The organism is Streptomyces sp. NPDC090021 (assembly GCF_044748225.1).
In the GTDB taxonomy this organism is placed as follows: Bacteria; Actinomycetota; Actinomycetes; order Streptomycetales; family Streptomycetaceae; genus Streptomyces.
Window position 1 is genome coordinate 1 of record NZ_JBIVFO010000050.1, and the last position, 12,984, is coordinate 12,984.

The following is a 12,984-nucleotide window of genomic DNA, read 5'->3' on the forward strand; positions in this document are numbered from 1 at the left end:
TCGTCATCCGTCAGAACCACGTCGACCGTCGGTCGACCCATGCGTGCCATGAGCCCAGCATACTTCTATAGCTTTTCTAAGACTCAGGACACTAGGACATTCGGCTCGTGCGCCGAGGGTGCGTGCCGGGCGTCGCGACGCCGCGGGGCAACTCAATACAGGCCCTAGATCGAGCCGACGACCTTGCGGGGAGTCACCCGCACGACGACGCGCGGGGCGTCGTCGACGGAGGCGGGGTTGAAGTCCCGGTAGTCCTTGCCCGTGTACTTCCGCGAGAGCTCGTTGATCAGCTCCTGGCCGCCCTCCGTGCTCAGTTCGGCCGTGCCCCGCACCTCGGCGTAGGTGTACGGCGCGTCGGGCGGGTTGATCATCACGGTGATGCGCGGGTCCCGGCGCAGGTTCTGTTCCTTCCTGCGCCCCTCGGTGGTGGAGATGAGCAGGGCGTCGCCGTCGCGCATGATCCAGGTCACGGACAGTTGCGGGCTGCCGTCGGGCTGGATGGTCGCCACCGTCGCGAACATGGGAGCGTCGTCGATGAGGCGCTTCAGATCATCGGAGAGTTCAGCAGACACGGGTGCAAGCCTTTCCGGAAGGGCGGTCCCGTACCCGTGGTACGGAACCCGACAACATCTGACCCTGTGTCACCATAGCCCCGCCGCGGCACCACTGAACGTGACGGCGCGACTCCCGAGGGCGGATGTGGCGGATCAAAGCCGCCCGGCTGCCTCCGGGCCCGGCCCGGGCGGCGGCGCGGGCGGCCGGCGTGGGCCCGTGGTGCACCTCAAGGAGCTGCGGCTCTCGGGGCTCGGGCAGAACCCGGCCGCCCCACGAACGTCCTCGTGCGCCTGGCCGCGCATCCGGCCGGCCGCCACGGGTCGACGCTGCGCGCGGGGCCGTGGCCCGGCGCGGTGACCGAGGCCCCGCACTCCGCGGCCCCGGATGGACCGCGTCCTCGCCGAGGCCGGCCTGTGACGTCCCGCCCTCAGGGGCTGCCGCGTTCCGGCAATGCCGTGCCGCAGCCGGTGCAGTAGCGGGCGTCCGCCTCGATCGCGTGCCGGTGGCACCGGACGCACACCAGGTGCAGCGCGCACGGCTCCGGCGGGGCGGCCGGGGTGCTCCGTCCGATGCTCATTCCGCGGCGCCTGTTGTGCACGGTCAGTACCAGGAGCCCCTCGGGGCCGGCCAGCAGCGCCCGGGAGGTGCCGCGCGGCAGCAGACCGAGGAAGCCGGGCGACAGCCGGGACGACGTGCCGTCCAGGGTGAGGGTGCCACCGCCCCCGACGACGACCAGCATCACGTCGACCTCGTCCTCGACGTACGCCGCCCCGCCCGTCCCGGGCAGGTGGCGCACCAGGTTGGCGTCCAGTTGCCGGTCGGCGGCCTCCAGCCGCCACAGAGCGCCGCTCTCCCCCTGTGCCACCGCCGCGACCAGTCCCGCGACGGTGACGAACTCCGCCTCCCGCACAGCCTGCTTATCCTTCGCACCGAGCCGAACCGCAATGCCCCGCACTGCGCCACACCACCCTCATGATCTCCCACTCGTCACCCCGGCGGCGAGCAGGAAGCCCACAACATCCGCGGGCTCCGGCTGTCGGCTCGGTGCGGTGAGCGCAGCATCCAGCGGGACGGTCATGAGCGCGGGGCGCTCCGCAGGCGGGCCGGCGCGCGGCGGGAGCGGCCCGGTGCGGGCGCGGTGCCGGCAGGCCGCCGAGGACCGCGGCGGGCAACCGCCGCCGGTTTCACGGCGGGAGTGGGCGGCTTACTGGCTGCCGAGGGCCATCCACCGCTCGGGCGCCTCCAGCGGGGCGAAGCCGAACTTGGCGTAGATCTCGTGCGCGTCCGCGGTGGCCAGCAGGACGCGGCGCAGGTTGTACGGGGAGAGATGGTCGCGCACCGCGGCGACGAGCGCGGTTCCCAGTCCCTTGCCGCGCACCTCCCGGGAGATGTAGACGTCGCACAGCCAGGCGAAGTCGGCCCGGTCGGTCACCACGCGGGCATAGCCGACCTGGCGGCCGGACGCCCGTTCGTAGACGCCGAAGTTCAGGGAACCGGCGATGGCCCGGTCCTGCTTCTCCCGGGACCGGTCGTGGGCCCAGTACGCGTCTTCCGACAGCCACTTGTGGACCAGGGCGGGATCGATCCGCGCGGAGTCGGCGGATATCTCGTATTCAGCGGGAAGAACGGTGGTCATGACGGCATCCAAGCAGGTGCGGCCGCTCCCCCACCGCTGATTTTCGCGACGCCGCCCGATCCTTCGCATGATCGTCGCACTGGAGCGACGTGCGAGGATCCCTCTCATGGATCATGGAACCGGCTGGACGTACGCAGCGGGGGGAACGCCCGCAGCCGGGCCCGAGGACGCACTGCGCCTGGTGCGCGGCGCCGTCCGTGGCGAGCCGGGCGGGCGGGTCGAGACCCTGCTCGCCACGTGCACGATGTGCGGTGCCGAGGAGGACGAGTTCGAGGTCGCCGCGGGCGAGTGCTTCTGCGTGGGTTGCTGCATACCGCTCGGGATCACGGACGGGGACGTGCGCTCCGGCGCCCGCCGGTGGCGGCTGGAGCCGACCGGCACACCGTTGCCGCCCTCGTCGCCGGGCCCGGGACTCGAACCGGGGGACCTGCCCCGCTGCCCCGCGGGACACGACGTCTTCCAGGTCGCGGTCGCGCTCTCGTTCACCGCGGAGGGGGAGGTGCGGGGTCTCTCGGTCGGCCTGAGGTGCCCGGTGGACGGCGCGCTGTGTCTCTATGTCGACGACGCGCGCGTGGTTGCGTACGGGGCGTGACCCGACGCCACGCCGTCGGGGCTCGGGGGCGGGGCATCAGTGCTGCGCGGGGGCGTGCGCCCCGGGACCTTCCCAGGTGAATCCGTCCGGGTCGGTGAAGGCGTCGCAGGTGCTGCCGGGGACGACCCGGTGCGAGCCGGTGCCGTCGGCGGGGACGCCGAGGTCCTTGGCCAGGGCGCGGCGCTTGGAGAGGGCCGGCTTGACGGAACCGGCGCCTCGGGCGGTGAACTCGACGTGCGTGCCGCCGAAGCTCTTCGCCACGCCCAGCCCGTGACCGACGGTCAGGAAGGCGGGCCCATCGAGCGCAGCCGCTCGGCCACGTCGTACACGTTCAGGCGCAGGGCGCGGATGTCGGTGATCAGGTCGCGCCACGGTTCGAATGCCGTGTCGACGTCCTTGCCGGAGGCCCTGATGTAGGCCACGGCGACGCCGTAGCCGAAGTACTCGTTCCTGGCGGGCAGCGGGCGCAGCAGGACGATCTGCTCCAGCAGTGCCGCCGCCCGCCAGTAGGCGTCGGGTGCGTCGGCCGCCAGGGCCGGGGTGTTCACGCGGTGCCGCGCGACGGCGGCGACCAGGCCCGAGTAGTCCAGGACGCCCAGGTCCTGGACCAGGAGTTCCTCCTGCCGGTCCAGGAGCCAGCGGATGTCGATGTGCAGTTCCAAGATCAGGCCGCCCGGCCCGGGCGGGCGGGCGCGGGCGGCCCGCCGAACTCACGGTCGAACGCCTCGGCGATGCCCGGTCGGCCGACGACTTCGCGGAACACGGCGGTCGCCCTGCCCAGAGCGAGCTGGTTCTCCTCCTCGATGGCCAGCTCCGCCAGATAGGCGCGGACGCTCATGCCACGGGCGGCGGCCACCGCGGCGAACCGGTCCCGCGTCGCCGAGTCGATCTTCACAGTCGTGTCTGCCATGCCCCGAGTATGCACCGGTGCATACCTTCGTGAATACGGTACGGAGGATCCCGGCGCCCCGCGTCGGAGACCGGGGCGCCGGGGGTGTCGCTACGGCCGGGGAGCCGGGGCCGCGGCCACCGGGGCCGCGCCCGAGGGGGCCGCGGGGGCGTGGGCGGCCGGGGCGGGGCGGCGGCGGTCGGCGACCACGACGGCGGTCACTCCCAGCACGGCCCACAGGGAGAGGACCAGCGCGGGTCCGGCCGCGCCCGCGCCGTCGAAGAAGGCGACCGAGCGGAGCAGCGAGCTGCCCGCGCCGGGCGGCAGCCACTGGCCGACGAGCCCGGCGGGCTCGGGCAGCAGGTGCGGCGCGCCCGCGGCGCCGGAGAACGGGTTGCCGAGCAGGACCACGAGCAGGACACCGAGGCCGATGCCGGGCTTGCCGAGGAGGGCGTGGAGCCCTGCGACGCCCCCGGCGACGGCCGCGACCGTGAGGGCCAGGCCCCCCGCCTCGGCCCACCAGTTGCCGGTGAGGACGCCCAGCCAGCTGTGGGCGAGGGCGGCGCCGGTCAGACCCACGAGGGTGGCGGCGCCCAGGACCGCGGTGACGGCACGGCCGCCGCGCAGACCGCCGAGGGAGACCAGGGCGCCGGCCGCGACCCCGGCGAGGGCGAGGGGCAGGACGCTCGCGCCGAAGGCGGCTCCGCGGGGGTCGGCGGCGGGTGTGGGCACCACGTCGGTGACGGGCGCGGCCGGAGCTCCGGGCGGTGACTGGGACGCGACGGCCTGCGTCAGCAGTTGCGCCACGACGGGGCTCGCGGCGGACGCGGTGACCAGGTGCGGGCCCTGCGGGGTGACGACGACCGCGCCGTACACCTCGCGGTTGCGGACGGCGGTACGGGCAGCGGCCTCGTCGGCGTACCGGTGGATCTCGAAGGCCCCCTCGCGGGAGGCGAGCCGCTGCTCCAGCGGGACGGCCGCGGCGGCGGGTCCGGCGACGCCGAGGGGCAGGTCGCGCGGGGCCATCCGGGTGGCCGGCCAGGCGAAGGCCCAGAGGGCCAGTGCGGCGAGGAGCGGGACCATGACCATCACGGCCAGGACGCGGCGGGAGGCCGGGACCGTGTGGCCGGAGGCGGGTGTCACTGACATGACGGGTCTCGATTCAAAGAGAAGGATCGTTCGTTTTACGTCCTGGCCCCACTGTGGGACGACCTCCTCGACTTGTCAAGAATGAATGTTCGTTTTAACTTGGGGGCATGGCACGCGTATCCCAGGCGCACCTCGACGCCCGCCGCCGGCAGATCCTCGACGGCGCAACCCGCTGCTTCACGCGCAACGGCTTCCACGCCACGTCCATGCAGGACGTGCTGAAGGAGGCGGACCTGTCCGCCGGAGCCGTCTACCGCTATTTCCGCAGCAAGGACGAACTCATCGTCGCGATCGCCGAGGAGACCTTCCTGTCCATCCGCGGCGCGTTCGAGGCGGCGGCGGAACAGAGCCCGCCGCCCGCCCCGGACCTCCTGATCTCCGAGGTCCTCGGCACGATCCTGGACGTACGGGCCGGGGAGCCCGGGGCCGACCCCCGGGACCTCCCCCGCCTGATGCTCCAGGTCTGGACCGAGACCCTGCGCAACGAGGAACTCGCTGCGCTGCTGCGCCGCGGCTACGAGGAGATCAGCGGGGCCTGGGTGAGGCTCGTGGAGAGCTACCGCGAGGCGGGCATGCTCCACTCCGGCGTCCCCACCGCACACATCGCGCGCACCCTCATCGCGACGACCCAGGGATACGTCACCCAGCAGGCGCTGTTCGGCGGGATCGACCCCGCCATACTCCGCGACGGCCTGCGCGGTCTGATGTCCATGACGGACGGCCCACCGGCAGGACGGTGAAACGGGACCGGGCCCTGTCGCCGTCGGCTGCGTACTGCTCAGGTCGCAGAGCAGGGGCCGGAGATCATCACCCCCCTCAGTGGATCTGGGCCGTGGCCGCGGTGACGAAGGCGTCGAGGGTGTCCTGCAGGTCCCGCTCGCGGTCGGCCAGTTCCGTTCGGGTGGGGGCCGCACGGAGCGGGCCGATGGCGTCGAAGGCCGCGGCGGCGAGGGCGACGAGCGTGGCATCGGCGGCGAGGAGCCGGACGTGGAAATGTGCGTTCTCCGTGGCCGCGCCGAGACGGTCGCACTCCGCGAAGGCCTCCCGCGCCTGGGGGCCGTCGGGGGCCTCCTGGAGCCGCTACCACAGGGTGACGGTGGCCCGTTTCGGCGCGGTGACCGATCCGGCGTAGGCGCTGTACGTCGTCAGGCGCTCCTGCCGCAGCTGCTGGGCCCGGGTGAAGACCTCCGCCTGCGCACTCGCGCGGCGCTGGACGGTCGGGGTGATGAGGGAACCCAACAGGGTTCCGGTGACGGCTATCAGGCTGGCGAACACGGCTTCCATGTCCGCATCTCACCACGCCGGGCGGCACCTGCCCGTCCGTGCTACCGCTTCAGGTAGGCCAGGACGGCCAGCACGCGCCGGTTGTCGTCCGCGGACGGTTCGATCCGCAGCTTGGTGAAGATGGCCGCGGTGTGCTTGGCGACCGCGCTCTCGCTGATGAACAGGGTCTGTGCCACGGCCGCGTTGGAGCGCCCCTCGGCCATGAGGCGCAGGACGTCCAGCTCGCGCGGTGTCAGTCCCGCCGTGGTGCCCCGGGCGTCGCCGCGGGCCAGCAGGCGTGCGATGACCTGCGGGTCCATCACCGTACCGCCCGCCGCCACGGTGCGTACCGCGTCGACGAACTGGGTGGTGTGCGTGACCCGGTCCTTCAGGAGGTAGCCGATGGCTCCCTGGCCCCCGGCGAGGAGTTCGTGGGCGTAGAGCTGGTCCACGTACTGGGACAGTACGAGGACGGGCAGGGCCGGGCGGGACCGGCGCGCCGCCAGGGCCGCCTGGAGCCCCTCGTCGGTGAAGGTGGGCGGCAGCCTGATGTCGACGACGGCCACGTCCGGCTCCTCCTCGATGAGCGTTCTGAGCAGGGCCGGGCCGTTGTCGACGGCGGCGATCACGTCGAAGCCGTGGTCCTGGAGGGTGCGCGTCAGCCCGTCCCGGAGGAGGAAGAGGTCTTCGGCAAGGACGACGCGCACGGTATCTCCAGGGTCGCGGTGGTCGGGCCGCCCCGCGGGCTGTGCAGGACGAGGGTTCCGTCGAAGGGTTCCAGGCGGCGGCGCAGACCCCGCAGTCCGCTTCCGGCGGGGTCCGCCCCGCCGCGGCCGTCGTCGGCGACCGTGACGCGCAGGGCGCCGCCGGTGTGGCTCAGGTGGATGCGGACCTCGGGTGCGCCGGAGTGCTTGGCGGCGTTGGCCAGCAGTTCCGCGACGGCGAAGTAGCCGGCCGATTCCACGGGGGCGGGGAGCCGTCCGGGCAGGGCCGCCGCCACGTGCACGTCGAGGTGGCTGTCGAGGGCGAGCGAGCGCACCGCGTCGCCGAGGCCCCGGTCGGCGAGTACGGGCGGAAGTACGCCGTGGACCAGCTCGCGCAGGTCCTGGAGGGCCCGCTGGGAGGTGGCCCGTACCTCCTGCAGCAGGGCGCGGGCGGCCTGCGGGTCGTGGTCGAGGAGGCGGGTGGCCTCGTCCAGGGTCATGCCCAGGGAGACCAGTCGGGCCTGTGCCCCGTCGTGCAGGTCCCTTTCGATGCGCCGCAGTTCGGCGGCCTGGACGTCGAGGACGTCGGCGCGGGAACCGGCGAGGTGCTCGATGCGGCGGACGAGTTCGGTGGTGTACGGGGCGGCGAGCAGCCGCCTGCTCCAGCGTGCGTGCATCCGCAGGACCCGGGGGGCCAGCCGCAGTCCGGCGGCCGTGAACCCGCAGCCGAGGAGGAGCGCGGCGAGCATCGACGGTGTGGAGTCGACCAGGACGAAGGCGTACCGGTTGCCGTCGCCCAGGAGCCGCCAGACGAAGGGCTGGACGGCTGCGCCGAAGAGCCCGTACTCGACGAGGGCCAGCGGCACGGCGGCGAGCAGCGCGCCGGTCCAGGGCTCCGCCCAGGCCCAGCGCAGGTCGTGCCAGAATCCGGCGTCGCCGAGGATCGCCAGGGTCCGTCGGCGGCGGCCGCCCCTGCCGGCGGGCCGGGGCGGAAGCGGTTGCGGCGGACTGATGACGGTCCCCTCCCCGGTCCCCGTCCCGGACCCGGGTCCGGGTCCGGGTCCGGGTCCGGTGCCGGTGCCGGTGCCGGTGCCGGTGCCGGTGCCGGTGCCGGTGCCGGTGGCAGTCCATGCTGCGGCCCAACGGCGGTAGCGGTCGGACATGCGGCGCAGGGCCGTCGCCGCGGGCGGGAGCAGGAGGAAACCGGCGCCGACGGGCAGGAGCAGCAGGGCCCCGATGACGAGGCCGCCTGCGCCGGACACGGCGAACGCGGCCAGGGACAGCAGCTGGCAGCGGCCGAGGTCCACCGCGGCACTCCGGATCCGGGCCGGCACACCCCGGTTGCCGGGCCGCCTGCTCCCCTGCGCCGCCATCCCCACCCGTCGTCCCGTCATGTCAGCGCACCCCGTGCGCCGTTGCGTCGGTGATCCTATCCGGGGCCGACTGCGCGGCCCGGCGGGTGGCGGCGAGCCACGGGAGGGCCGCGGCCAGGCAGGCGGCTCCGAGGATCAGCATGGGCGCGGTCGCCGCGGCCGTCTCGTCCGTCACGTACAGCATGCCGAGGTTGACCAGCGTGTGGAAGCCGCCGGCGAGCAGCAGCCGGTTGCTCCTCACGCCCTCCAGGGCGAGGCCGAGGATGACGGACATGGCGGTGGTGGCGAGCAGGAACCCCGCGGCGTAGGCGGGCTCGTGTGTGAACACCGGTACGTGCCACAGGCCCCAGGCGACGCCGACCAGCGCGGACGCGGTGACGGGACCGAAGCGGGTGCGCAGCAGCGGCTGCAGGTGGCAGCGCCAGCCGATCTCCTCGGCGCAGGCGCCGAGGAGTTGGGCGGCCAGGACCAGGACGACGGGGTGGGCGAAGGCCTGCGGGCCGGTGACGGGGAGCGAGCCGGACGTGAGCAGGGAGCCACCCGCGCACAGGGCGATGATGAGGACGGGGGTGAGCAGGAGAGCCGCCCGGCGAGCGGCCGTGCCTCCGGTCCGTTCACGGGTGGGCAGGGTGCCGGCGAGCCGGTCCCTGATCCGGCCGGGCCACAGCAGCGCCACGGCGGCCACGGCGACGGCGGGCCCGGACTGGGTCAGTTGCACCACCTCGGGCGGGATACCGGTCGCGGGCTGGACGGCCCCGCACAACCCCGCCGCCACGAAGGCGACGACGAGGAACACCCCGGCTTCCGCCGCCCAGCCGTTCCGCCGCCCGCTCCGCCCTGCCCGCCCTGCCCGCTGTTGCACCTGCTCGGTTCCCGGCATGCGCCCGGCCTCCCCGTGGGTCGATCGGGGCGTGCCTGTCACGCCCCTCATCGATGCTGCCGGTGCGGTTCGGGCCGGTCCTTGCACGTGGGTACCGAAGGGGGTGTATCCAGGTACACCCCCGCTCCGGGCAGCCGGGTCCCCGTGCCCGGCGGGGATCCCGGGGGCCGAGCCAGGCGGCGAGCCGGGCGCCCTCGGCGGGCGGGAGGGTGTCCTGAGCGGTGGTCCAGATCACGCCGCAACGCTGGACGCACCCGCCGACAGGCCGGTGTGTGCCCTGTGGACGCCGTGGGAGGGGGTGACGCGCACGGGCGCGTCACCCCGGGGGGTCACTTCGTCTGGTAGACGCCGAAGACGTCGAGCACCAGGTCGGCGTCCTCATGGCCCTGGTTCCAGAAGTTGATGACGCCGTGGTCGCCGTCGGCCGCCTGGACCAGGTTCGGCACGGTCGTACCGGCGGTCCAGTTCAGGGTGGAGGAGACGGGACGCGCCGCGGCGGGTGCGGCCGGGTCGCCCGGTTCGGGCAGTGCGTCGGGGCTCGGCGCGACCGAGAGGAAGCCGGTGCCGCCGGTCTCGGTGACGGTGGCGTTGAGCACGTACGCCTCGACACCCGCCGGGGTCGCGGCCTCGGGGGTGAACCCCTTCGTGATGTACTCGCGGGCCCGGAACCTGCCGCCGGCCCAGCCGTACTCCTCCACGCGGGTGTCGAGCGTCCGGAAGGGGGTGAAGGGCAGGAAGGCGGCCTTGCTCTCCGTGCTGTAGTAGCCGACGACGTCGACCACCACGTGGGTCGGCGACCAGGCACCGTTGAAGATCTTGATGGTTCCGTCGGAGGCGACCGGCACGATCACTGCGTTGGCCACCGTCTGGCCGGGCACGAAGTTGAGGTTCGACGCGGTCGGTACCGCCCCGGTGCCGGAGTAGGCGGTCAGGTGACCCGGCCCCTGCGGTTCGGTCACCGTGACGTTCAGGGCCACGGCCTTGATGTTCTGCGGTACGCCCTGCAGGCCACCGATCGGGGTCGTGAAGGCGCTGCGGGCGCCGAGCATGCCCTGGGGCGCGCCGACGCCCTCCCGGGTGTCCACGAACCGGGCGGGCGTCATCGAGGCGTACCCGCTGCCCGAGGACCGGGTGAAGTAACCGGTGACGTCGGCGATCAGGTCCACCGCGCTCCAGCCGCCGTTGAAGAGCTCCACGTATCCGTCCTCGCCCACCGGCACGATCACCAGGTTCGGGACGGAGCGGCCGGCCGTGTAGTTCAGGTTGGAGGTGACGGGGCGGTCGTATCCGGCGCCGGGCCAGGCGGTGATGTGGCCGCTGTCGACGGTCTCCGTGACGGTGACGTTGAGGGCGACCGCGGTGGCACCGGCCGGGATGGCGGCGTTCCCGGCCACCTTCACCCGGGCGGTGCCCTGCCCGGGGACCTTGGCCAGGGGCGCGCCGGTGCCGTCGCGGGTGTCGAGGAGCCGGGTCGGGGCGTGCGGGGTGAAGTCGGCGCCCGGGGTGAGGAAGGCACCGCCGTTGGTGGCCTGGACGGCGTTGGCGGCGTCGGTCACCTTCACCTGCACCTGGTACTCGCCGGACTTGTCGTACGTGTGCGAGTGGTGCAGTTCGGCGGTGCCCTGGACGGTGGCCGTGTCGGTCTTCCCGTCGCCCCAGTCGATGACGACGTCGAGCGCGAAGTCGGCGCTCGTGATCAGGGTGGTGAGCTCGATCCCGTGCGCGGTGTAGCTGGTGCCGCTGACGTCCACGGCGAGGCCGGGGTTGGCTCCCGCGTCGAGTGCGGCCTGCTCGGTCGTCGCCGCCTGCCCGGTCGTCGCGGCCCGGGCGGTCTGCGGCGCGGCGGTCTTGGCGTTCTCCCGGGTTTTCCCCTCGGTGGCGGCGGGCAGGGTGGTACGGACCGTGCGGTCCGCGGGGCTGTGGAAGCCCTGGGACGTGGATGCTTCGGTGATCGCCTCGGCCACGCCGGCCGCGACGGGTACGGGATCAGCCGCCTGCGCGGTGCCCGGGATGATGCCGAGACCGGCCGCCACGAAGGCAGCGGTCATTACGAGTCGGTGGTTGCGCACCGGCCCCCCAGTTGTGGTGATGAGCGAAGAGGGGCCACCGTATGGAAGGTTCCGGCCAAGGCTCACGGGCTTCCGGCGCGATTCACTCCATAGGGGCCAACACCCGTCGGTTGTACGGTTTGTGATCGACCGGGGGCCGTGGTCCCGGGGCCGGAGGGCCCGGTCGGCGGGAGGCCCGGGGTCGGCGTAGCGTTCCGGGAAGGCCGACGACGTCGACCGGGCGCAGGGGGTCACCACCCGGTGGTTCGGCATCCTGCTCGACCGGCGGCTGCCGGCCCCGGGCTCGGATCACGGCTGCCGGTTCGCCCTGCACCTGACGGACAAGGGTGGCGAGCCCGTCGGCTATGTCCCCGACAGCCGTCGCCGGGGGCGAAGGGCACCGGCCTGCCGGCCTGCCTGTGACGGCGCGACGCTCAACAGCAAGGGGGCACCTGGCATGGCCGGGGTGGGCGGCGGCGCAGCGGTCGGCTGACGGAGAGGCACTGAACCGCGGGGGTGCGAGAAGGCGAAGGGCCGCCGCCCCCTCGGGGGTGACGGCCCTCACTGCGCGAACGCGCGGCGGGCGGCGGACCGGGTCAGCCCGCCGCTCCGGCGCGACGCATCCGGGCGGCCAGCAGCAGCCCCGCGCCGGCGACGAGCGCGGTACCCGCGCCGCCCGCGATCATCGTCGTGTTGTCGCCCGCGCCGGTGGTGGCGAGGGACGCGCCGTTGCCGCCCTGGGCGGTGACGGCGGAGTTGCCGGAGCCGGAGCCGGAGCCGGTCGACGTACCGCTGCCGGCGCCGTTGCCGCCGGTACCGGAACCGTTGCCCTGCCCCTTGCCGTCCTCGCCCGAGCCGGGCTTCTCCTTGTCCTTGGCCGCCTGGTCCTTGGCGCGGGCCTCGTGCTGGCCCGTCTTCAGGAACTCGGCCCGGTCCGCGGCGGTGCCCGCCAGGGCTGCGCGGCCCGCCTTGACCAGTTCGGGACCGCCACCGTCGATGATCTTGGCGATCGAGACGCGGTTGTCCTGGTCGCGCAGCTCGTGCTGGGTCACCTCCAGGAAGTGACGCAGCTCGGCCGGGGTCGGCGATCCGTTCAGGAGCTTGCTGATCGCCTCGCTGAGGATCGGGCCCTGCCAGCCCTCGTCGATGCGGGCGAGCTCGACACGGTCGTCCGACGCCTGGGCGAGGTACCGGCCCGTCTTCAGGAACGCGATGCGGTCGGCCGGGGTGCCCTGGAGCGCCTTCTTGCCGGCCTCCTTGACCGCGGTGCCGCCCGTGCTGATGATCCTGGAGATCTCGACCTTGTTGTCGTCGTCGCGCAGCTCGTGCTGGGTCACCTCGTAGAAGTGCTGCAGCTGCTCCAGGGTCTCCCCGCCCCGGAAGAGCTTCTCGATGCCTTCCTTCAGGCCGGGCCCGGCATCGTGGGAGAGGCGGAGGATCGCCACCCGGTAGTCGTCGATGCGGATCCTGTGCTGGTCGACCTCGATGAACTTCCTCATGGCCTGCGGGCCGTCGGCGATGGCCTTCCGGCCGGCTTCCTTCATGTACTCGCTGGCCATCGGGTGAGCGATGATCGCGAGGATGGTCTTGCGGTCCTCTTCGGCCGGGTCGGGAACGGACTGGTCCGGCGTGGTCGGAGCCGGCTGGTTGCCGGCGGCCGGAGCGTCCGAACCGGCGGCGAACGCCGGTGACGCGATGAGGACGGCCGGAGCGAGAGCGGCGGTGGTGACCGCTGCGGCAATCCGGGACAACTTCACAGACAAAACCCCCTGGAAACGTTTCTTCGCACCGAAGACGTCCGATCCGCGCAGATGGTTGCCCTGATCCATCATTTTTTATTGCCGTGCCGGTCGGCCGCGGAGTCCTGCCGGCGGCGGGGCGGGCGCGACGGCGGC

At 73.3% G+C, this 12,984-nt stretch carries 14 protein-coding genes and 1 pseudogene; 2 read left to right on the plus strand and 13 right to left on the minus strand.

From position 1 onward, the window contains the following. Positions 1-164: 164 nt before the first annotated feature. The 3 genes from ACIPXC_RS30540 to ACIPXC_RS30550 form a co-directional block, all read right to left on the minus strand. Positions 165-572 (minus strand): PPOX class F420-dependent oxidoreductase, encoded by a 408-nt coding sequence (locus tag ACIPXC_RS30540; protein ID WP_401624520.1) that lies wholly within the window; start codon positions 570-572, stop codon positions 165-167. A 410-nt stretch (positions 573-982) separates the two neighbouring features. Beyond that, positions 983-1,465 carry a hypothetical protein gene (locus ACIPXC_RS30545; RefSeq protein WP_401624522.1) on the minus strand — a complete coding sequence of 161 codons (483 nt, stop codon included), beginning with the start codon at positions 1,463-1,465 and terminating at the stop codon, positions 983-985. Positions 1,466-1,759: 294 nt separating this feature from the next. Continuing rightward, positions 1,760-2,191, minus strand: a complete 432-nt coding sequence (locus ACIPXC_RS30550) for a GNAT family N-acetyltransferase (RefSeq protein ID WP_401624523.1) — start codon at positions 2,189-2,191, stop codon at positions 1,760-1,762. Positions 2,192-2,297: 106 nt separating this feature from the next. Between ACIPXC_RS30550 and ACIPXC_RS30555 the strand changes: the two genes are divergently transcribed. After that, on the plus strand, positions 2,298-2,783 hold the full coding sequence (locus ACIPXC_RS30555; RefSeq protein ID WP_401624524.1) for a hypothetical protein: 486 nt from the start codon (positions 2,298-2,300) through the stop codon (positions 2,781-2,783). 36 nt (positions 2,784-2,819) lie between these two features. Here ACIPXC_RS30555 and ACIPXC_RS30560 read toward each other — a convergent pair. The 4 genes and pseudogenes from ACIPXC_RS30560 to ACIPXC_RS30575 form a co-directional block, all read right to left on the minus strand. Next, positions 2,820-3,062 (minus strand): annotated as a pseudogene (locus ACIPXC_RS30560) (glyoxalase); the annotation flags it as partial. Positions 3,063-3,064: 2 nt separating this feature from the next. Beyond that, entirely contained in the window at positions 3,065-3,445 is a 381-nt protein-coding gene (locus ACIPXC_RS30565) for a toxin Doc (RefSeq protein WP_401624526.1), read from the minus strand. 2 nt (positions 3,446-3,447) lie between these two features. Further along, positions 3,448-3,693, minus strand: a complete 246-nt coding sequence (locus tag ACIPXC_RS30570) for an antitoxin MazE7 (protein ID WP_386455703.1) — start codon at positions 3,691-3,693, stop codon at positions 3,448-3,450. A 90-nt stretch (positions 3,694-3,783) separates the two neighbouring features. Beyond that, entirely contained in the window at positions 3,784-4,821 is a 1,038-nt protein-coding gene (locus ACIPXC_RS30575) for an ABC transporter permease (RefSeq protein ID WP_401624528.1), read from the minus strand. A 107-nt stretch (positions 4,822-4,928) separates the two neighbouring features. Between ACIPXC_RS30575 and ACIPXC_RS30580 the strand changes: the two genes are divergently transcribed. Then, positions 4,929-5,561: a TetR/AcrR family transcriptional regulator gene (locus ACIPXC_RS30580; protein ID WP_401624530.1), complete on the plus strand. Its 633-nt coding sequence runs from the start codon at positions 4,929-4,931 to the stop codon at positions 5,559-5,561. 340 nt (positions 5,562-5,901) lie between these two features. Here ACIPXC_RS30580 and ACIPXC_RS30585 read toward each other — a convergent pair whose 3' ends face one another. The 6 genes from ACIPXC_RS30585 to ACIPXC_RS30610 all read right to left on the minus strand — a co-directional run bounded on the left by ACIPXC_RS30585 (position 5,902) and on the right by ACIPXC_RS30610 (position 12,840). Beyond that, the gene (locus tag ACIPXC_RS30585; RefSeq protein WP_401624532.1) at positions 5,902-6,105 is read right to left on the minus strand and encodes a hypothetical protein; all 204 of its coding nucleotides are present in this window, start codon (positions 6,103-6,105) and stop codon (positions 5,902-5,904) included. Positions 6,106-6,146: 41 nt separating this feature from the next. Then, positions 6,147-6,791, minus strand: a complete 645-nt coding sequence (locus ACIPXC_RS30590) for a response regulator (protein ID WP_401624534.1) — start codon at positions 6,789-6,791, stop codon at positions 6,147-6,149. Beyond that, complete coding sequence (locus ACIPXC_RS30595; protein WP_401624536.1) at positions 6,743-8,182, minus strand: sensor histidine kinase; 1,440 nt, start codon at positions 8,180-8,182, stop codon at positions 6,743-6,745. Before ACIPXC_RS30595 ends, ACIPXC_RS30590 begins: the two co-directional genes overlap by 49 nt. A 1-nt stretch (position 8,183) precedes the next feature. Further along, a complete protein-coding gene (locus tag ACIPXC_RS30600) occupies positions 8,184-9,041 on the minus strand; it encodes a CPBP family intramembrane glutamic endopeptidase (protein WP_401624538.1) in 858 nt (285 codons plus the stop codon). 329 nt (positions 9,042-9,370) lie between these two features. Then, complete coding sequence (locus ACIPXC_RS30605) at positions 9,371-11,089, minus strand: PKD domain-containing protein (RefSeq protein WP_401624540.1); 1,719 nt, start codon at positions 11,087-11,089, stop codon at positions 9,371-9,373. 596 nt (positions 11,090-11,685) lie between these two features. Next, positions 11,686-12,840 (minus strand): ALF repeat-containing protein, encoded by a 1,155-nt coding sequence (locus tag ACIPXC_RS30610; protein ID WP_401624542.1) that lies wholly within the window; start codon positions 12,838-12,840, stop codon positions 11,686-11,688. Between the last annotated feature and the right edge of the window lie 144 nt (positions 12,841-12,984).